The 19,226-nt window shown below is 62.8% G+C and carries 22 protein-coding genes; 9 read left to right on the top strand and 13 right to left on the bottom strand.

Annotated elements, in window-relative coordinates:
- The first annotated feature begins 26 nt into the window (after window positions 1-26).
- The 3 genes from Q5H89_RS11400 to Q5H89_RS11390 all read left to right on the top strand — a co-directional run bounded on the left by Q5H89_RS11400 (window position 27) and on the right by Q5H89_RS11390 (window position 3,862).
- A complete protein-coding gene (locus Q5H89_RS11400; RefSeq protein WP_305019445.1) occupies window positions 27-2,966 on the top strand; it encodes a hybrid sensor histidine kinase/response regulator in 2,940 nt (979 codons plus the stop codon).
- A 46-nt stretch (window positions 2,967-3,012) separates the two neighbouring features.
- Window positions 3,013-3,363 (top strand): hypothetical protein, encoded by a 351-nt coding sequence (locus Q5H89_RS11395; protein ID WP_305019444.1) that lies wholly within the window; start codon window positions 3,013-3,015, stop codon window positions 3,361-3,363.
- Window positions 3,364-3,445: 82 nt separating this feature from the next.
- Complete coding sequence (locus Q5H89_RS11390) at window positions 3,446-3,862, top strand: hypothetical protein (RefSeq protein ID WP_305019443.1); 417 nt, start codon at window positions 3,446-3,448, stop codon at window positions 3,860-3,862.
- Window positions 3,863-3,912: 50 nt separating this feature from the next.
- On the opposite strand, the gene Q5H89_RS11385 is transcribed toward Q5H89_RS11390, so the two are convergent.
- From Q5H89_RS11385 to Q5H89_RS11370, 4 genes are all read right to left on the bottom strand, one after another.
- Window positions 3,913-4,512 carry a Uma2 family endonuclease gene (locus Q5H89_RS11385; protein WP_305019442.1) on the bottom strand — a complete coding sequence of 200 codons (600 nt, stop codon included), beginning with the start codon at window positions 4,510-4,512 and terminating at the stop codon, window positions 3,913-3,915.
- Between the two features lie 169 nt (window positions 4,513-4,681).
- Window positions 4,682-6,139 carry an aldehyde dehydrogenase family protein gene (locus Q5H89_RS11380; protein ID WP_305019441.1) on the bottom strand — a complete coding sequence of 486 codons (1,458 nt, stop codon included), beginning with the start codon at window positions 6,137-6,139 and terminating at the stop codon, window positions 4,682-4,684.
- 207 nt (window positions 6,140-6,346) lie between these two features.
- Window positions 6,347-7,015 (bottom strand): hypothetical protein, encoded by a 669-nt coding sequence (locus Q5H89_RS11375; protein ID WP_305019440.1) that lies wholly within the window; start codon window positions 7,013-7,015, stop codon window positions 6,347-6,349.
- 124 nt (window positions 7,016-7,139) lie between these two features.
- Window positions 7,140-8,009, bottom strand: a complete 870-nt coding sequence (locus tag Q5H89_RS11370) for an SDR family oxidoreductase (RefSeq protein WP_305019439.1) — start codon at window positions 8,007-8,009, stop codon at window positions 7,140-7,142.
- A gap of 220 nt (window positions 8,010-8,229) precedes the next feature.
- Between Q5H89_RS11370 and Q5H89_RS11365 the strand changes: the two genes are divergently transcribed.
- The 4 genes from Q5H89_RS11365 (at window position 8,230) to Q5H89_RS11350 (ending at window position 10,863) form a co-directional block, all read left to right on the top strand.
- A complete protein-coding gene (locus tag Q5H89_RS11365; RefSeq protein WP_305019438.1) occupies window positions 8,230-8,973 on the top strand; it encodes a hypothetical protein in 744 nt (247 codons plus the stop codon).
- A gap of 31 nt (window positions 8,974-9,004) precedes the next feature.
- On the top strand, window positions 9,005-9,613 hold the full coding sequence (locus Q5H89_RS11360) for a pseudouridine synthase (RefSeq protein WP_305019437.1): 609 nt from the start codon (window positions 9,005-9,007) through the stop codon (window positions 9,611-9,613).
- A gap of 99 nt (window positions 9,614-9,712) precedes the next feature.
- Window positions 9,713-10,171 (top strand): cold-shock protein, encoded by a 459-nt coding sequence (locus tag Q5H89_RS11355; protein ID WP_305019436.1) that lies wholly within the window; start codon window positions 9,713-9,715, stop codon window positions 10,169-10,171.
- A gap of 119 nt (window positions 10,172-10,290) precedes the next feature.
- Complete coding sequence (locus Q5H89_RS11350) at window positions 10,291-10,863, top strand: hypothetical protein (protein WP_305019435.1); 573 nt, start codon at window positions 10,291-10,293, stop codon at window positions 10,861-10,863.
- Window positions 10,864-10,873: 10 nt separating this feature from the next.
- On the opposite strand, the gene Q5H89_RS11345 is transcribed toward Q5H89_RS11350, so the two are convergent.
- Window positions 10,874-11,134 carry a hypothetical protein gene (locus Q5H89_RS11345; RefSeq protein WP_305019434.1) on the bottom strand — a complete coding sequence of 87 codons (261 nt, stop codon included), beginning with the start codon at window positions 11,132-11,134 and terminating at the stop codon, window positions 10,874-10,876.
- Window positions 11,135-11,247: 113 nt separating this feature from the next.
- A complete protein-coding gene (locus Q5H89_RS11340; protein WP_305019433.1) occupies window positions 11,248-11,535 on the bottom strand; it encodes a hypothetical protein in 288 nt (95 codons plus the stop codon).
- A gap of 233 nt (window positions 11,536-11,768) precedes the next feature.
- Here Q5H89_RS11340 and Q5H89_RS23255 point away from each other — a divergent pair, with 233 nt between their 5' ends.
- Window positions 11,769-11,894: a DUF805 domain-containing protein gene (locus Q5H89_RS23255; RefSeq protein WP_369810659.1), complete on the top strand. Its 126-nt coding sequence runs from the start codon at window positions 11,769-11,771 to the stop codon at window positions 11,892-11,894.
- Window positions 11,895-11,952: 58 nt separating this feature from the next.
- Window positions 11,953-12,156 (top strand): DUF805 domain-containing protein, encoded by a 204-nt coding sequence (locus tag Q5H89_RS11335; protein WP_305019432.1) that lies wholly within the window; start codon window positions 11,953-11,955, stop codon window positions 12,154-12,156.
- Between the two features lie 78 nt (window positions 12,157-12,234).
- Here Q5H89_RS11335 and lpdA read toward each other — a convergent pair whose 3' ends face one another.
- The 7 genes from lpdA to odhB form a co-directional block, all read right to left on the bottom strand.
- On the bottom strand, window positions 12,235-13,641 hold the full coding sequence (gene lpdA, locus Q5H89_RS11330; protein WP_305019431.1) for a dihydrolipoyl dehydrogenase: 1,407 nt from the start codon (window positions 13,639-13,641) through the stop codon (window positions 12,235-12,237).
- A gap of 99 nt (window positions 13,642-13,740) precedes the next feature.
- Window positions 13,741-14,259, bottom strand: coding sequence for a DUF4126 family protein (locus tag Q5H89_RS11325; protein WP_305019430.1), 519 nt, complete (start codon window positions 14,257-14,259; stop codon window positions 13,741-13,743).
- Between the two features lie 129 nt (window positions 14,260-14,388).
- The gene (locus tag Q5H89_RS11320; RefSeq protein ID WP_305019429.1) at window positions 14,389-14,769 is read right to left on the bottom strand and encodes a hypothetical protein; all 381 of its coding nucleotides are present in this window, start codon (window positions 14,767-14,769) and stop codon (window positions 14,389-14,391) included.
- A gap of 152 nt (window positions 14,770-14,921) precedes the next feature.
- Window positions 14,922-15,620, bottom strand: coding sequence for a carboxypeptidase-like regulatory domain-containing protein (locus Q5H89_RS11315; protein WP_305019428.1), 699 nt, complete (start codon window positions 15,618-15,620; stop codon window positions 14,922-14,924).
- Between the two features lie 62 nt (window positions 15,621-15,682).
- On the bottom strand, window positions 15,683-16,126 hold the full coding sequence (locus Q5H89_RS11310) for a hypothetical protein (RefSeq protein WP_305019427.1): 444 nt from the start codon (window positions 16,124-16,126) through the stop codon (window positions 15,683-15,685).
- 386 nt (window positions 16,127-16,512) lie between these two features.
- Complete coding sequence (locus Q5H89_RS11305; protein WP_305019426.1) at window positions 16,513-17,142, bottom strand: Crp/Fnr family transcriptional regulator; 630 nt, start codon at window positions 17,140-17,142, stop codon at window positions 16,513-16,515.
- A 275-nt stretch (window positions 17,143-17,417) separates the two neighbouring features.
- Complete coding sequence (gene odhB / locus Q5H89_RS11300) at window positions 17,418-19,088, bottom strand: 2-oxoglutarate dehydrogenase complex dihydrolipoyllysine-residue succinyltransferase (protein WP_305019425.1); 1,671 nt, start codon at window positions 19,086-19,088, stop codon at window positions 17,418-17,420.
- Between the last annotated feature and the right edge of the window lie 138 nt (window positions 19,089-19,226).

The raw sequence follows: 19,226 nt of genomic DNA, 5'->3' as shown, positions 1-19,226 counted from the left end.
CTAGTCTATCTGTGCCTGCTCTTTATATGTCAATTGCATTTGATTCTACTACTACCTCTTCTGCATCTAGTATTACCTCCGAAGATGATAAGAGCTGGCGAGTGCAGGCCGAAGCCCAGATTGCTGAGCTTCGCCAGGCCCTAGCCCTGGCGCAAACCCAGCTGGAAGTGCAAAGCGGCCGCCTGCTGGCGCTGCTGGGCACCGCGCCGGCCGAGGCCAGCGGGCCGGCCATTGCCGCCCCTGCCCCATTTGCTACCCCGGCCACCGAGCCGGGCCAGCAGGAAGGGCAGCCGCTGAGCGACCAAAACCCGCACCCGGTGCTGCGCCTCACGGCCACCGGCCAGGTGCGCTATGCCAACCCCGCCGCCCTGGCGCTGGGCCGCGTGCTCACCCACGCCGGGCGGTCGAACGGCCACTTGCTGCCGCTGGTGCGGGCGGCCCTGCGCCTGGGCACCACCCAGCAGCAAGACGTGACGCTGGCCGACCGCTGGTACTCGGTGCAGGCCGTGCCCGGCCCCGGCGACACCTGCGCCACGCTCTACCTTACCAGCAGCGAGGCCCTGCACGCCACCGAGCAGCGCCTGGCCGAGCAGCACGAGTTTTACGAGGCCATCCTCAATTCGCTGGCCGTGGATGTGGTCGTGTTCGACGCCGAGCACCGCTTCCGCTTTATCAATACCCGCGCCATCAAAACGCTGGCCGTGCGCGAGTGGGCCATCGGCAAAACCGACGACGACTACTGCGCCTACCGCCGGCTGCCCGCCGAGGTGGCCGCCGCGCGCCGCGCCCGCTTCGAGGAAGCCCGCCACGGCCAGGCGGCCGTGCAGTGGGAAGAAACCATCCCGAGCGACCAGGGCCCGCAGCACTGGCAGCGGCTGTTTCAGCCCCTGTATGGCCCCGATGGCACCCTGCGCCTGATGGTGGGCACCGGCGTAGACACCACCGCCCAGCGGCTGGCCGAGCAGAAGCTCACCGAGCAGCAGGCGTTCTACGAGTTTGTGCTTAACCAATTGCCGACCGACATTGGCGTATTCGACGCGCAATTCCGGTACGTGTTTGTGAATGAGTGCGGTATCAAAGACCCGGAAGTGCGGCAATGGGTAATTGGCAAGGACAACTTCGCGTACTTTGAGCGCACCAACCGGCCCCGCGCCATGGCCGAAACGCGCCACGGCCAGCTGGAACAGGCTGTGCGCGCGCGCCGGGTTATCACCTACGAAGAAAGCTTTGAGCGCCCCGATGGCACCCGCCACCAGCTGCGCTGCCTGCACCCGGTGTTTCACCCCGATGGGTCGCTGCACCTCATTGTGGGCTACGGGCTCGACATTACGGAGCGCGTGGAGGCCGAGCAAACGCTGACCCAGGCCAAGCTGGCGGCCGAGGAGTCGTCGCGGCTCAAGGAGGCTTTTCTGGCCAACATGAGCCACGAAATTCGCACGCCCATGAACGCCATTCTGGGCATGAGCCAGCTGCTGGCCAAAACGCCGCTCGCCCACGACCAGCTCAGCTACCAGCAGGCCATCACTACCTCGGCCGAGAACCTGCTCGTCATCATCAACGACGTGCTGGACCTCTCGAAGCTCGAAGCCGGCAAGCTGATGCTGGAGATTATCGGCTTCTCGCCGGCGCACCTGCTGGCCCAGGTCGAGCAAACGCTGCGCTTTAAGGCCGCCGAAAAGGGGCTGGGCCTCGTCACGATACTGAGCCCACAGGTGCCGCCGGTGCTGCTCGGCGACCCCTACCGCATTCGGCAGGTGCTGCTTAACCTGGCCGATAATGCCTTGAAATTCACCCACAAAGGCATGGTAACGGTAGAGTGTGCGCTGAAACCCAGCAAGCCCGACGCCCCCGCCGACACGGTGGCCGTCGAGTTTCGGGTTACCGACACGGGCATCGGCATTGAGCCCGAGTACATGGCCACCATGTTCACCGAGTTCAGCCAGGCCGATACGTCGGTGACGCGCCGGTTTGGGGGCACGGGGCTAGGCCTCAGCATTTGCCGCGACCTGGTGCGCCTCATGGGCAGCGAGGTGGATGTGAGCAGCCAGAAAAACAAGGGCACCACCACCTGCTTCACGCTGCACCTGCCCATCGGCTCGGCGCAATCGGTGAAGCGGCGCAAAATGCCGCCGCTCACGCCCCAGCAGCGCGAGCACCTGCGCGGCAAGCGCGTGCTGCTGGTAGAGGACAACATGTTTAACCGTCAGATTGCCAAGTCGTTCCTTACGCAAGCCGAGGTCGATGTTATCGAAGCCGAGCACGGGGCGCAGGCCGTAGAGGCCGTGCAGCGCCAGCGCTTCGACCTGATTTTGATGGATGTGCAAATGCCCGTGATGGACGGCTACGCGGCCACGGCGCTGCTGCGCCAGCAGCTCGCCATCACCACGCCCATTATCGCTCTCACGGCCAACGCCATTAATGGGGAGCGCGAGAAATGCCTGGCCGCCGGCATGAACGGCTACCTGGCCAAGCCGTTTCAGGAGCTACAGCTGCTGCAGCTGCTGCACGATTGGGTGCTGCCCACCGGCGAGGTTGCGGCCCAGGAAGCCGCCGGCCCGGCCGAGCCCGCTGCCGAGCCCGCGCGCCTCGTAAGCAGCCCCAATCTGTACAGCATCGACGACCTGTTGAAGGCGGGCCAGGGCGACCCCGAGTTTGTGGTATTTATGCTGCAAACCTTTACCGAGAGCTGCGAGGAGGCGCTGCAAGACCTGCGCCGGGGCCTGCTCACCGCCGACCTGAACCTGCTGAAAGACACGGCCCATATGCTGAAGCCGAGCCTGCAGCACCTCAACGCCTGGCAGCCGCTGTCGTCGGTAGAAAAGCTCGATACCTGGGCCGGCGAGTTTGCCACCGAGCAGCTGCAAGTACTCGTTGATGCGGTAGAGGAGTGCCTGCGCGAGGCGCTAGCCCAGATTGCGCTCGACCTGCAGGAAAAAAAGGTGATGACCCGCCTGCTGGTGGCCTAGCCCGCCTAACCGGCGCACCAGCGCCAGCGGCGCTAACTTGCCGCTGATGAAACGCTTACCTAAAATATCCGCCGCGCGGCTAGCCCTGCTGGGGCTAGCCGCGCTGTTGGTTTTTGGTAATTGCACGCAGAATGTGTACCGGGTGCTAGGGCCGGGCGTCACGGTGGAGCAGGTAAGCCAATTGCGGCGCCTCGACGACAGTGTGCATACCAAGTTTCAGGCCCTGCGCGGGCTGCCGGCCGGCGAAGCCAACCGCGCCGCCGCGCGCATCGTCGACAGTGCCCACGCCGCCCAGTGCCGGCTGCTAAGCCCGGCGCAGTATGAGCGGCTGCGGCAGTCAGGCCAGTCGGTTTTGCCGCTGCGCTATCCGCGGCGCCCGCCCCGGGGCTACCGCTAGGGTGTTTTAGCCGGCCGGCTTTACCCGGGTGGGCGGCTTTTGCGTACCGTAGGCAAACGCGCTTTTTCGCCCTTCTTTCGCCATGACACCTGCCCGCTTCTTTCTTGCCGCCCTCACGCTTAGCCTGGCGGCTTCCAGCTGCTCCGTCTTTCACCGGCACCGCCCCGAGGCCGCGCCCGTAGTAGTTGAGCCCGTGCGCACCACCGACTCGCCCACGCCGCCCACCGCCGCCCGCGACCTGGCCGATGCCATGACGACCGTGCTGCACCTGCGCCCCGACCAGACCACCCGCGCCCGCCAGGTACTAAACTCGACCGTGGAGCAGGTAAACGCCGCGCGCCAGCAGTACCCGGCGCAGTCGCCGCAGCTCAACGCGGCCCTGGCCCGCATCAATGCCTCGTCCGATAAGCAGTTGCGCCAGATACTTGGCCCCACCTCCTACCGCGAAATGCAGGTGAAGCGGGCCCAGATTCAGGCTGAGATGCAGCAGAGGCGCTAACCAGGGCTGCTTTTGAGAACGAGCCAAGGGTTGATAGCCTGCCCCGCTGCCTACTCCAGGCTCGGCAGCACGCGGCGGGGCGCCACGTCGGTGTCGTCGTAGAGGTCGCGCAGGGCCAGCACCAGGCCCAGGTCGGGGATTCTGAGTACGCTCTCGGCGGTGGTGAGCAGAGTGTAGACCCACTGCCCGGCCTCATCGCGCCGAAACCATTCGACCACCCAGGCCGTTTGCGACACCAGCACGTAGTGGCGCAAGCTAGGCAGCTGCTGGTAGTTGGCAAACTTCTCGGTGCGGTCGTACTCGGCCGTGGCCGACGACAGAATTTCCGCCACCAGCACCGGGTGGCGCACCAGGTAGGCATCGCGCAGGTCGGCGGGGTCGCCGGTCACCAGCACGTCGGGGTAGGTATAAAAGGCGTTGGCGCGCACCACCAGCAGCACGCTCTCGTCGAGCACGCGGCAGGCGCGGCGCCGGGCCTCGGGCCGCAGGGCGGCCACCAGGTTGCCCTTAATAATGTTGTGCGCAATGCTATTACCCTCAACTGCAAACACTTCGCCCTCCAGGTATTCGTGCCGCACGGCGCTCTTTTCTTGCAGCGCGAAGTATTCTTTCAGCGTGTAGTGGCGCGGGGGTGAAGCAGCTTGGTCCATGCGGAATAATTTTCTCCAAATGTACACGGCCAGGCCACCAGCCTGACCCTAGCGGCTGCGTACCCGCAACTACGGACGCTGCGAGCCCGCGGGGGCCAGTAACAAAACGGTTGCTGGCCAACCACTTCTGCCCGGCCTGGCAGCGCCCCGGCTATTGCCCGGCCAGCGGCTACAAGTACTTCAGCAGCAGGCCTAGCAGGCGGCGCACCCGCCCGGTGTAGGGCGGGTAAAACTGCTTGATGCCGGTGAGGCCCACCCGCTGCTGCAACACCGCCTTCTCGTTGCTGAACGCCAGAAAGCCCGCGTGGCCGTGGGCCTTGCCCAGGCCGCTGTTGCCCACCCCGCCAAAGGGCAAGTCGGGGTGCGCGAGCTGAATAATCGTCTCGTTCACCGCCGCGCCGCCGGCGGCCACCGTATCGAGCAGGTAGCGGCGGTTGGCGGGGCTAGCCGTGAACACGTACTGCGCCAGCGGCGGCAGGCGGGCATTCACGTAGGCCGCCGCCTCGGGCAGGCGCTCGAAGGTGAGCACCGGCAGCAGCGGGCCAAATATTTCTTCTTCGAGCACGGCCGCGCCGGCCGGCACCTGGGTCAGGATGGTGGGCTCGAAGTACAGCTGGTGCTCGTCGAGGCTGCCGCCCTGGGCCACGGTGGCGCCGCGCGCCTGGGCATCTTCGAGCAGCGCGGCCAGGCGGGCAAAGTGGTGGGTATTAACAATGCGGGCGAAGGAACCTGACGCTTTAATAGCCTCATTATCGGGCCCGTAGTAGTTGTGAATGGCTCGTTGCAGCTCGGCTAGCAGCGCCTCGTGCACGCTGGCGTGCACCAGCAGGTAGTCGGGCGCCACGCAGGTTTGGCCGGCATTCAAGAACTTGCCCCACACTATTTTCTCGGCCGCGTCGCGCAGGTTGGCCGTTTCGTCCACTATCACCGGGCTTTTGCCCCCTAGCTCCAGCGTAATGCCGCTAAGGTGCTCGGCGGCGGCGCGCATCACAATTTTGCCAATCTGCGGCGAGCCGGTGAAGAAAATGTGGTTCCAGGGCAGGCGCAGCAGCTCGCCGGCCACCTCCTTGCCGCCTTCCAGCACCAGCACCTCATCGGGCCGAAACAGCTCCTCGGCCAAGCGGCGCAGCAGGGCCGAGGTAGCGGGCGTTTGCTCGGCGGGCTTCACCACCACGGCGTTGCCGGCCGCAATGGCCGAGGCCAGCGGGTCGAGGGCCAGGTAAAACGGGTAGTTCCAGGGCGCGATAATGAGCACCACGCCCTTGGGCTCGGGCTGCACCCAGCCCCGGGCACCCACCAGGGCCAGCGGGGTGCCCACGGCCCGCGGGGCCAGCCACTTTTTGAGCTGGCGGCCCGTGTGTCGCAGCTCGGTGAGCGAGGGCCAGATTTCGGTGAGGTCGGTTTCCTCGGGCGGCTTTTTAAAATCTTGATACAAAGCCTGCTGAATGGCCAGGCGGTTGGCCAGCAGCCAATCGGCCAGCCGGGCCAGCCGCTGCCGCCGCGCCGCCGCGCCCTCGGCCCGCAGCGCGGGTGCATTGGCCCGCAGGGCCGCAAACTCGGCGGCGAAGCGGTTGGGGCTGTCGGGGGCTACCGAGGGCGCGGCGGGGCTAGGGGCAAGTGCAGACATGGGGTGGAAAAGGCCGCGACGGCTGGCAATACATCCGGCCTATCCGGTTGAGGAGTTGAAAGATACAGCAATGTATTGCACATTAGGCGCGGCCTGACGGACTGTTTAAGCCGCCGCTTTCTCCGGCCGGGATTTTCAAGGGCATTGAGCACAAAAAGGCCCGCCTCCGAGCTGGAAGCGGGCCTTTCTACGGAAGAAGCGAGTGGCTTAAAACAAGCCTTTTTTCACGGTGCGGTGACCGTTCTCGTCAATTTTAATCTTGGTGCCGTCGGCGCGCTTGATTTTCACCGAGCCATCGTCGTGGCGCTTGATTTTACCGCCATTTTCGTATTTCACCTTGTGGCTATCGTCTTTGTTCTCAAGCTTTTTCACGGCCGTGCCCTGGCTTACGCTGGCGCGCACGCCGGGGCGGGCGGCGGTAGTAGTGGTGGTCGTGGTGGTGGTGGTAGCGGCCGTGTAGGGGCCGGCGTAGTAGTTGCCCTGGTTGGCGGTGTAGGTGCTGTAGGCGGCGGGGTCCGTCACCACGGTTTTCACCTCGCGGGTGGTCATGTCGTTGAGGTTGCGCACGGCGGCGTAGCGGCCCACGGTATCGGTGCGGGCGTCGAGGTCGCGCAGGGCGCGGCCACGGCTGTAGTAAATCTGCTGGAGGCGGGCCTTGGTAGCGGCATCGGTAGCGCGCACGTCGGTGGCTACCTGGTTGGCCAGCTGGTCGGCGCTGCTGCGGTAGCTGGTGGTGTCCGTAGTGGTGGTAGTAGTAGTTTCAGCCGTGCCGCCGGGCACGGTCGTCGTTTCGGTGGTTTCGGTCTTCTTTTCCTGCGAGCAGGAGGCTAGGGCAACCGTAGCGGCCGTAGCCAGCAGAAGGAGGTTGGATTTCATGAGTTTAAGAGCAAGTAAGGTGCGGCTTGTCGCCTGGTTTTGCCGTAATACGGCCGGGTTGAAAACGTAGTTGCCAGCCCCTATGTAAAGAGCTGGCATCTACTATTTTACTGCAAGCGCCTAGCTAGGCGTTCACTACCGAGCCCCCGTTGGGGTGCAGCGTCTGGCCCGAGAAGTACGAGGCGTCTTCCGAAGCCAGGAACACGTAGGCGGGCGCCACCTCGGAGGGCTGGCCGGCGCGGCCCATGGGCACATCGTGGCCAAAAAGCGGCAGCTTGAGCAAGCCCACGCCCGTCACAAACGGCGTCCAGATGGGGCCCGGCGCTACCGAGTTTACCCGAATGCCTTTCTTGATAAGCTGCAGCGACAAGGCCCTGGTGAAGGCCTCAATAGCGCCCTTGGTCGAGGTGTAGTCGAGCAGCGCCTCGTTGCCCTTATAAGCGTTTACCGAGGTGGTATTGATGATGGCCGCGCCCTCTTTGAGGTGCTTCAGGGCCGAGCGCACAATGCGGAACTGCGCGATGATGTTGAGGTTGAAGATGCTATCAAGCTCATCGTCGGTAATCTCCTCGATGGTGTCGTGCCAGTTTTGCTCGGCGGCGTTGTTCACCACAACATCGAGCTGGCCGTACTCGGCCACGGTGCGGGCCACCACTTCGTCGCAGAAGGCGGACACTTTCAGGTCGCCGGGCAGCAGCAGGCAGCGGCGGCCTTCGGCCTGCACCAGCTGCTGCACTTTTTCGGCATCCTGCTGCTCGGTAGGGAAGTACACGATGGCCACGTCGGCGCCTTCGCGGGCAAAGTGCACGGCCACGGCCCGCCCGATGCCCGAGTCGCCGCCCGTGATGAGGGCCGCTTTGCCCTTGAGCTTATCGGCCCCCTTGTAGCCTTCGCGAATGTATTCGGGCTCGGGGGTCATCTTGTATTCGAGGCCGGGCTTGCCGGCGCCCGCGTCCTGGTGCTGGGGCGGGAAAATGGTGGGTTTATCAGACATGGAAAAGGTAAGGCTTCAGAAAATTAAATGACTTATCCTAACGGCAGGTAAGCTAAGAGGTTGGCTCTGGCGCGGCGGCCATGCGCCGGCTAGCCCGTTGCATGGCTCATCAATACTTCACAACCAAGCAAATATTACCTTTTAACATTTTTTTCTGGCACGCGCTTAAACGCCGGGCGCCGGGCGGCTTCTAAGTACCCTACTTACCCGCCTGGCACCCATGAAACCTGTAGCGCTAGTTGTGTTGGGCGGCTGCCACGTGGCCGGCTACCCCATTGGGCACAGCCAGGCCTTTCCAGCGCAGCTGAACGAGCTGCTAGGGGGCCAGCTCGTGGGGCAGGTGGCGCACCTGAAATTTACGCGCCTGCCCGAGCACCTGCGGCTTATCGACCAGCTACAGCCTACGCACGTGGTGTTGCAGCTTGGCAACCATGAGTTTGCCGACAGCTTCCGGCCCTTGCTGCGGCAGCTGCGCGCGGTGCTTTGGCCGCAGCCGCCAGAGCCAGCCGGGGCCGGCCACACGACGAAGCCGCCCAAACCTACGGCGCCCCCGGCGGCCGCGGCCAGCGCCTGGCCTTTGCCGGCGGCCCAGGTGCGGCACTGGCTGCGGGTGGGCGGCCTCAGCCTGCTTACAACGCTGCTGTGGCTGCTCTCGCCGGCGCACCGGCGCAGCTTTTGGGCCCTCAATGCCTGCATTCGGCGGCATCCAGGCACCAGCTTCATTTTTCTGTCTCCCTTCCCGAGCCTGCACCCCACCCAAAACGCCGTGCGGCGGGTGGGCGGCTGGCTGCTGCGCCGCCGGCTAGTGGCCCGCGCCAATTGCCACTGGCTCGATTCGCACCGCCTGCTGCGCCCTAGCCAGCAGCTTTTCGTCGATGCCAGCCACCTCAACCGGCGCGCGCACCAGGTACTGGCCTATGGCCTGGCCACCGCCGTGCTGGCCAACCTCGACGCGCTGCTGTAGCCGGCGGCCCGGGGCCGTATTTTTGCCGGCCATGCCCCTAGCTACCGACCCGCCCGCCCACCGCCACTTTGTGCTGCACAAGCCCTGGGGCTACCTCAGCCAGTTTACCAGCGAGTTTGCCAAGGAGGTGAAAAAGAAGCACTTTCTGGGCGAGCTTGGTGATTTTCCGGCCGGCACCATGGCCATCGGGCGGCTCGATGAGGACAGCGAGGGCCTGCTGCTGCTTACCACCGATGGCCGCGTGAGCGAGCAGGTGCGCAGCCGCCACGTGGAGAAGGAATACTACGCCCAGGTTGATGGCTTGCTCACGCCCGAGGCGCTGACTAGCCTGCAAACGGGCGTCGACATCAGCATTCAGGGCACACCCTACCGCACCCTGCCCTGCCAGGCGCGCCTGCTGGCAGAAGTGCCCGACCTGCCGCCGCGGGGCCGGCGCATTCGCGACGACCGCCACGGGCCCACGAGCTGGGTGGCCATCGTCGTGACGGAAGGCAAGTTCCGGCAGGTGCGCAAAATGACGGCCGCTGTGGGTTTTCCGACCCTGCGGCTGGTGCGCGTGCGCGTGGGCGAGGTGCTGCTCGCGGGCCTGCCGGCCGGGGCTAGCCGGGAGGTCAGCAGTTTTTCAGAAAATAAGGAGTAAATTCGGGACTTATTCCGGTGCAAGGTGGTTCTACAATAGTCCGTTGCCGCCCGGTGCTGGTTTCACGCCGGCAGCAGCCGAATACCCTATCAACCCCCTATGGCCAGAGCGCAAGAGAGTTTCAGCAAGAAAGAAAACGAAAAAAAGCGGCTGAAAAAGCAGCAGGAGAAAGCTGAGCGCCGCGAAGAGCGCCAAGCCAACAAGAAGGATTCCAGCCTGGAAGAGATGCTGGCCTACGTCGATGAGAACGGCAACATCACCACCACGCCGCCCGACCCTACTAAAAAGAAAAAGGAAATCAACCTGGAGGACATCCAGATTGGGGTGCCCAAGCAGGAAGACCGCGAGCCGGAAGATACCCAGCGCACCGGCACGGTTACGTTCTTCAACTCGTCGAAGGGCTACGGCTTCATTAAGGATGCCGTGAGCCAGGAAAGCATTTTCGTGCACGCCAACGCCCTCGGGGGCCTCACGCTGCTTGAAGGCAACAAAGTAACGTTTGAGGTAGAGCCGGGCATGAAAGGCCCGACCGCCGTGCGCGTAAAGATGAGCGCCTAGCGCTTCGCTGCCAGCCCAGCCAAAACTAAAAAAGCGTCGGCCACCCGTGGGGTGGCCGACGCTTTTTTAGTTTTGGTCGGTACTTAGCCGGGCAATCGGGCAGCGCCGGTTCGGCTTTTATGGAATACTTATTCGGCTTCGTTTTTACCCTGGTCAAAATTGCTATTCAGGCCAGCTTCTACGCTGCCCTGGCGTGCGGGCTAGCCTGGCTGGCCAACACTTGGCCGGCAAACCTAGCTTGGTTATGGGCCAGCCGCCAGGGGTGGCGGCTTTGGCGGCGCAGCTTTGTGGTGGCTTATGCGGCGCTGTTTCTGTTTTCGTGCACCTACTGGGGCGACCACGGCCTGGGCGATTCAGCGCGCATTCCGCTAGGCCACGGCGAGGAGATGCAGCAGATAAATGGCACCGATGCTTATTTCGAGGGCAGCGTACCTTTTACGGTGTCAGATATGGCTGGCTCTCAGCAAGTCGATAAATTTCAGGTAGCTGATGAGATACTGTGTGCGAAGGCCGAAAGAACTTCTTACTTCACTTACAATCTGATAACCAAGGAGCATCACGTATTTACCGACAGCCTGAACTACAGCGCCTACGCCGCGCCGCGGGGCTTACCGCCCAGCAGCGAAATGCAATCCTTCTGGCAGCAGTACAGCCGCTACTGGGGAGGCTGGCGCTTCTGGCTGCTAGCGTAGCCGCTGCAGGCTACTCACTGGCTGCTGTACCAAAGGTATCGTTGCTGGCGCCCGCGCTGGCGTAGTCGGCTTCGGCCGTGGTAGCCTTGGGCTTGCCCAGCTTTTTCACTAAGTAGCGCACCCCTAGCACGCCCAGCGTGGCGCCGGCCAATACTTTTTGAGTGGTGCTGAGCTTGCCCACACTGTTTTTACTCAGCTTCCTGAGCGACTTGGCGGTGCCGCCGAGCAGGGCGGCTTTCTTGGCAGCTTTCTTTTTCTTGTTCTTTTTCATGGGGCTAGGGTCTAAGGATGAGCGCAGGGCTAGCGCACGCCGGGTATTCGCAGCCACCCGCAAAAGGTTGTGCAATACCGGCTAGCCTCCCTCGGCACCGGGCGGCAGCCAGGCTATTCGGCATCGGGGCTGGTGCCCTTTTTGCGCTTGCGCGGCGCAGAGAAGTCCACGGCCGATGTCATTTCATCGTCGCTTGCGCTGGGCTCATCGGCTTGCTGCTGGGCCAGGTAGGTGAGGCCGGCGGCCAGCAGGGCCAGGCCGCCCACTACCTTCTGGCCGGTGCTGAGCTTGCCAATTTGCTTGGTCACCTTGCGAAACTTCTTGAGCGAGAGGGCCGCCATCTCCAGAATATCGCCCGACAGCTCGTCTTTTTTCGAGTGTTTCTTTTTATCCTTTGGCATGAGTGTGTGGCGTAAAGCTTGGGTGAGGAGAAACTCTAACGGAAAGGCCATAGTGAAACTGGGCGACAGGTGGGCCGCCGGTGGGCTAGCGTATTCGCAAGCCGGGGCGAGAAAGTTGCCCGGCGGGCGCCTGCGTAGTATCTATGTTTGCGAGTGGAGGCCAGAACCCACTTTAATAAACGGGGGGCCGCCTGAAAAGCCTTACGAGTAAGGAAGTAAAGCTTGAATTGCTAATGCAGTATTTTCTACACGCTCTAAAAAATTACTTCGTCTTTAGTGGCCGGGCTCGCCGCAAAGAGTATTGGATGTTTGTGCTTTTTCAGCTCATTTTCGGGATAGTAGCTTTTTTTTCTGGATAGTATTATCGACCCATCGCCCAATGCAGCCGGATTTATTTCCAGCCTCTATTCCCTGGCCATGTTCTTTCCCGGCCTCGCCGTGGGGGTGCGCCGGCTGCACGACGTAGGGAAGAGCGGCTGGTTCACGCTCATTGTGCTCGTGCCCTTTGTCGGTATTATGTGGCTGCTGGTTCTGGATTGCACCGCCGACGACCTGGGCCCCAACCAATACGGGCAAGACCCTAAAGACCTGGTGGCCTTTGAGGCGCCCTACTCCCGCTAGCCTGGCACGCGTAATGGCACAAAAAAGCGGCTGAAGCTCCCAGAGTTTCAGCCGCTTTCGCGTTGCAAAACCAACGGGCTACATGTGAATAGCCCGGTTCTCGGTAGCCGCCAGGCAGGCTTCCTTCATGGCCTCGGCATACGTGGGGTGGGCGTGGCTCATGCGGGCCACATCCTCGGCCGAGGCGCGGAACTCCATGGCCGTCACGGCCTCCGCAATGAGGTCGGCGATGCGCGGGCCTATCATGTGCACGCCCAGAATTTCGTCGGTCGTCTTGTCGGCCAGCACTTTCACGAAGCCGTCGGTGTCCATGCTGGCGCGGGCGCGCCCGCTGGCCTTAAACGGGAACGAGCCCACCTTGTAGGCGCGGCCTTCCTGCTTAAGCTGTTCTTCGGTGAAGCCCACGCCGGCCACCTCGGGCCAGGTGTACACCACGCCGGGGATGAGCAGGTAGTTGATGTGCGGCTTCTGGCCCACGATGGTTTCGGCCACGTAGGTACCTTCTTCCTCAGCCTTATGGGCTAGCATGGCCCCGCGAATTACGTCGCCGATGGCGTAGATGCCGGGCACGTTGGTTTGCAGGTGCGCATCGACCTTGATGCGGCCCCGTTCTTCCAGCTCTACGCCGGCGGCTTCGAGGTTGAGGCCGGCCGTGTAGGGCGCACGGCCCACGGCCACGAGGCAGTAGTCGCCTTCCAGCTTCAGCTCCTCACCCTTGGGCGTGGTGGCGGTCACGGTCACGGTATCGCCCGCGCGGGTGGCGCTGGTTACCTTGTGGCCGAGGTAAAACTCAATGCCGATTTTGCCCAGAATGCGCTTCAACTCCTTGCCCAGCGCTAGGTCCATCGTCGGGATGAGGCTGTCGGTGAACTCAACTACGCTCACCTTGGCGCCGACCCTAGCGTACACCGAGGCCATTTCGAGGCCGATAACGCCGCCGCCAATCACGATGAGGTGCTTGGGCACTTCACGGATGTTCAAGGCCTCGGTGCTCGTGATGATGCGCTGCTTGTCCTGCTGAATGAACGGCAGCACCGTGGGCTTGGAGCCGGTGGCGATGATAACGTTCTTGGTTTCAATCTGCTGCGTCTCGCCGCCCTCGGTGGGCGCGATGCTGAGGTGGTTCTTATCGACAAACGAACCGACGCCCCGCAGCACGTCGATTTTGTTTTTCTTCATCAGGTAGGCGATGCCGTCCACATTGGCCTTCACGACGCCGTTTTTCCGGTCTATCATCTGGTTCATGTTCACCGCCAGGTTTTCCAGCTCAATGCCGTGCTCCTTGAAGGTGGTGTGGGCATTGTGGTAGTGCTCGGTGCTGTCGAGCAGGGCTTTGCTGGGAATGCAGCCCACGTTGAGGCAGGTGCCCCCTAGTGTGGGGTATTTCTCGATGAGGGCAGTTTTGAGCCCTAGCTGGGCGCAGCGAATGGCCGCCACATAGCCGCCCGGCCCCGAGCCGATAACGGTAACGTCGTATTGATTCATAAGCACGAAAACAGGCCGAAGCCGCCGGTAGGTTCCGGCAAAGATACGCGGGCCCCGGGGGCACCTAGCCCCCGAAGCCCGCGCTTTTTGCTGCAATCGTTAGCGCTTGGGCTTGGGGCTGAGGGCCACGCCGCCGGCCAGCACCAGGGCATCCTCGCCCGCCCCGACGGTGGCGGAGTCGATACCCGTTTTTTCGCTGATACCCTTGCGCAAGTAAAAGGTCAGGAAGGTGGCGGCCACGGCACCCAGGCTGCCCACTAGAGCCCCTTTGAGGGCACTACCGCCCTGGCTCTTGTACCAGGTGGCCCCTACCAGCGCGCCCGAGGCGGCGCGGGTGGTAAGCTGCTGCGGTACAATGCGGTTGGGGGTGTTGGGCAACTTATCGCCCACCAGCTCGCCGGCCGTCAGCACCTTGAGCAGGCTAGCCACGCCGGGCTTGGCCAGCAGGCGCAACGGCGACTTAGCCATGCCCGGCGCCAGCGCGCGGCTCGACAGATAATCGCTGAGAAACATGGGGCCGCTGGTAGCGCGCGAGCCTGTGAGGGCGGCAAAGCCCAGCGCGGGCCAAAACTTGGCGGCGCGGGGCGCGGCCGGAGCTTTCGACTTCTTGGATTTCATGAAGGGGAGAATCGGAAAAGGATTTGCGATTAAACGCAAAGCCCCTCAAAACGGCCACCCCGCCCACGCAAAAGCCCGGCCGCTGGGCGACCGGGCTCGTGCTAGCCGTGTTTTAGCGCAGGAAACAGGTTAGTTGATGCTGGCCGCGTGCGAGCGCAGCACCTCGCGGGCAATGGCCAGGTTGGTATCACGCGAATTCACCACGAGGTAAATAAACTTGCTGCCGGCCGGGTTCAGCTTGAGCAGGTGCAGCTGGTTGGTGAGGGTGATGAGGATGTCCTCAATCGTTTCGCCCTGCAGCTTGAGAGCGGCCATAGCTTTCTGCTTTTGCTTTACTACTTCGGTATTGTAGGCGGCGGCGGTTTCCGGGTTGATGCTGGGCGTGTTGGAGTGCGAAGCCAGGGCCATGCCCGACTGAACATCTACTATGGCCACGGCCATCAGGCCCGGCAAATCGGTAATAATTGCTTCAACTGCTTGCCCGGCGGGGCTATTCTTAGAGTAGGCCATGTTGGCTAAGGAAGGGGTATTAGGGGGGGTAATGGGTAAAGCTTGCTGCAGTTTTAGTGCGTCTTCTTGGAGTTTGCGGGCGACTAGTTTGCGGTAGGTTTTCGCTTTCACGTCGTCGGGCAAGGGCGGCTAGGCCCTGGTAAGTCAAAGTATTAGAAAAAGAGCCAGTGCTTGCGCTTAGGAGCTTTAGGCTGCAGCGTCACGGCTTCGCCGGCCTTGGCCTGGCCAGCGGCTACTTCCTGCTCGGTATAGCCCCCGTAGCCGTATTGCAGCGTGGCCAGGCCATCGGCGGGCACGCGCAGCGAGTAGTTGCCCTGGGCATCGGTGCTGGTGCCCTGGCTGGTGCCTTTGCGCAGCACGGTGGCGCCGGCCAGCGGCTGGCCTTTCTCGTTCAGGATGCGGCCGTGCAGCAGCACGGTGCGGCTGGCGGCCGCGGCTGAGGCGGCGCTGGGGGCCACCGCTTCGAGGCTGGCCACGGCGGGCAGGGCGCTGGCCACGGGCAGCCTGGTGATGGGCAGCACGTTGGATGGGTGGTTGGTGGCGGCCATGCTCACGCCGGCCAGCAGGGCGCTCACCGTTACCAGGCTCAGGGCGCGGCGGCGGAAGCGCTGGGGCTGCTCGCGGATGAAGGTGAGCTGCTGCTGCACCCAGCCAGGGGCGGCCGCGGCCTCTTCGGTATGCAGCTGGTGCCAGCGCGTAACGGTGGAGTGCGCCTGGCCGGCATCGCGGTGCAGGTAGTCCTCCACGGCTTGGGCCGAAGCCCGGGCCAAATCGCCGCGCAGATACGCATCGCGGTACACGGGCAGGAGTTCGCCGGTCTGAGGGTCGAAAGGGGTAGCCGTGAGCTTCATAGAAAAGAGGGAGGGAAAAAAGGTGAAAAGCGGGAGGAAGAAAGCGGAGCGCGAGCAGCGCCTTAGCTAGTAGTTTCGAGTAGCTGCACGGCATTTTCGGCCAGCTGGCGCAGCAGCGCCAGGTTGGTATCGTGGCTGCCGACGGCCAGAAACAGCACCTGCTGGCTACCCGAGCGCAGCCGCACCAGGTGCAGCTGGCTGGCCAGCGTCAGCAGCACTTCAACCGGCTGCTCGGGGGGCGGGCTTTGCTGCTGTAGCAGCTGCACCACCGCCGCCACCGGGGCCGCCAGCAGGCTGGGCTGATAGCCGCGCTCGGCCGCATAAGTAGCCAGCAGCTGGCCCGTAGGCAGGTCCAGCACGGCTGCCAGCAACAGCTCGGGCAGCTCGGCCAGCAAGTAGTGCAGGGCGGCTTCGGCCGGGGCACTAGGGGTGCCGGGCCCGCCCACCACCTGGCGAACCGGCGGGCTGCCCAGGCCGGGCAGGTAGCGGAGAAAAGGTAACTTCATAGCGCACGGGCAACTGAGGTCCCGCCGGGGTTTTGCCGGGCAGCGTGTACCTGCCAGGCAAGCCGTTGTTGAATTTGGCTAATAGGATAAAATTTATGAGACATACTGAACAGCGCATTTTATGCCGACAAAGCAAGCGGGCTTAGCAAGCGTTAAAACGTCCCTTTCAGCTGTTACAAAGCTCTATTACAGGCATATTATAAAAAATGACATTCGTCAAATATTTCTTTGACTTTCGTCAAAATAATTAATGATGAGCAAATTATGAAATTGTACTTTATTTATAAAATATGAAATCTGTTTTCCTACTATTCCCAAAAAAGGCCAGCAACCGGGAGCGTATCCGGTTGCTGGCCTTTTTAGAAGCGGGTGACGTAGGCTCGGGCTTAGTCGTAGCGGGTAGAGATGGCGAGCAGCCGCCCTTCTTCGAGCAGCATTATCTGGCTGCCCCGGGTGGCCACAATGCCTGCATCCTTGTATTCGGTGAGCAGGCGGCTCACGGTTTCTTTGGCCGTGCCCACCAGGGCGGCCAGGTCTTCGCGCGAGAGGGCAATGGTGAACGGCTCGCCCGGCGCCCCGGCCGAGTCGAAGGTGCGGCGCACCAGCAGCAGGGCTTCGGCCAGGCGCTCGCGCACGGGCTTGTAGGCCAAGCGCAGCAGCTGCTCTTCGGCTTCGCCCAGGCTGGTAGCCAGCATTTGAAGCAGCGTGTTGGAAAACTGCCGGTTGGACTGGATAAGCCGCAGCACATCGGGCCGCGGCACAAAACACACCACGCAGTCATCGAGCGCCACTGCCGAGGTCGAGTACTGCCCGCCGCTCAGCATTGCCCGCACGCCCAGCACATCGCCGTGGTGCACCAGCCGCGTAATGTGCTCCTTGCCATCGCCGCCCACTTTGGCCAGCTTCACCTTACCCTGATGAATGCAGTGCATGCCAAGCACGGGGTTGCCCTGCTGGTAGATAGCCTGGCCCTTTTGGTAAAACTGCGCCGACTTAGTGGTGGCGATAAATTCCAATTCATCAGCCAGGCAGCACCCCAGCAGCGGGCTTTGGCGGCTAGGGCAAGAATGACAGTTTGGAGAAGCAAAACGGCTCATACTAGCTGGTTTTACAATATTAGAATCAATCAAAGATACCACTTAACCACTAGCACAGGTTATGTATAAATACGTAGCAAAAGGAAACTTGCTTTTTTTAATGCCTGAAAATCAGATTTTTATAAAATGAATATTTTATAAAAAAGGCTGCCTCTTTTCAGAGGCAGCCTTTATAAAACACAATTTTATATTTTCTAAACACCAAGCAGCAAACGGGTCGGGTCTTCGAGCAGTTCCTTCACCCGCACCAGGAACGACACCGACTCGCGGCCGTCGATAATGCGGTGGTCGTAGCTCAGGGCCAGGTACATCATGGGGCGAATAACCACCTGGCCGTTCTCGGCGATGGGGCGCTGAATGATGTTGTGCATGCCCAGAATGGCCGACTGCGGGGCGTTAATAATGGGCGTGCTCAGCATGGAGCCGAAGATGCCGCCGTTGGTGATGGTAAACGTGCCGCCCGTCATCTGCTCAATGGTTAGCTTGTTGTCGCGGGCTAGCCCGGCCAGGCGCACCACTTCCTTTTCTACCCCGTCAAAGCTCAGCTTTTCGGCGTTGCGGATGACCGGCACTACCAGGCCCTTGGGGGCCGATACGGCGATGCTGATGTCGCAGAAATCGGAGTACACGATGCTGTCGCCGTCGATGTAGGCATTCACGGCCGGCCACTCCTGCAAGGCCACGCACACGGCCTTGGTGAAGAAGGACATAAAGCCCAGGTTCACGCCATTCTTCTCCTTAAACTTGTCTTTGAACTTGGTGCGCAGGTCCATGATGGGCTGCATGTTCACCTCGTTGAAGGTGGTGAGCATGGCCGTTTCGTTTTTCACCGTTACCAGGCGGCGGGCTACCGTCTTGCGCAGGTTGCTCATGCGCTCGCGGCGCTGGCCGCGCTCGCCGGCCGGGGCCGCAGCAGGGCTAGCCGCCGCCGGGGCAGTGGCAGTAGCCGCCGCTGGGGCAGCTGCGGGCTTGGCCTGGGCATTCTGGGCGTCTTCCTTCGTAATGCGGCCGTCGCGGCCCGAGCCGGCCACGTCGGCAGGGCTGATGCCTTTCTCGCCCAGAATTTTGCCAGCGGCCGGTGAGGGCACGCCGGTAGCGTAGGTACTGGCCCCACTGCTGACCAGCGGGGAAGCTGCCGGAGCAGCAGCGGCCGGCGCAGGGGCGCTGGCGGTCGGAGCCGCAGCCGCACCGCTACCACCTTCGATGCGAGCGATGAGCGCGCCGATACCAATGGTTTCGCCTTCTTTCACGGCGTGGCGCAGGGTGCCGCTGCCTTCGGCGGGCAGCTCAAAGGTGGCCTTGTCCGATTCCAGTTCGGCAATTACCTCATCGCGGCTCACCTGGGCACCATCGGGCTTCAGCCATTTGGCCACCGTTACTTCGGTGATAGACTCGCCCACGGCGGGAATTTTCATTTCTACCACGCCCCCCCCGGCGGCGGGGCTAGCAGCGGGCGCCGAAGCCGGCGCGCCGGGCGTGGCCGGGTCGCTGGCGGGGCGGTCGGCGGGCGTGCCGCCGTAGCCGCTCTGGTCGCTGGCCTGCGGGTTTTGCTCGCCCTGCGAAACGGGGTCGGCTGACGCGGCCGCGGGGGCCGCCGGCGCGGGGGCTCCGGCCGGCGCGGGGCTAGCCCCGGCGCCGTCGAGCTGGGCAATGGCGGTGCCGATGCCAATGGTTTCGCCCTCAGCCACTAGTATTTTGAGCGTGCCGTCGGCTTCGGCAGGCAGCTCAAAGGTAGCCTTGTCCGATTCCAGCTCGGCGATTACTTCGTCGCGCTTCACGGCCTCGCCGTCTTTTTTCAGCCACTTGGCAATGGTGACTTCGGTGATGGATTCGCCGACGGCGGGAATTTTAATTTCGGTGGGCATGGGAGGATGGCAGAGGGTATTAAAGGCAAAGAAACAGCGCTACGCACAGAGCAGCCGGCTGCTGGCCACAAAGAAGAAGGAATAGGCGCCGGCAGCAAACGAGCCACCACCGGCTACGGCTTACACTACGCAGGAAAG

The organism is Hymenobacter cheonanensis (assembly GCF_030581075.1).
In the GTDB taxonomy this organism is placed as follows: Bacteria; Bacteroidota; Bacteroidia; order Cytophagales; family Hymenobacteraceae; genus Hymenobacter.
This window is presented reverse-complemented; position numbering and strand designations above follow the sequence as displayed.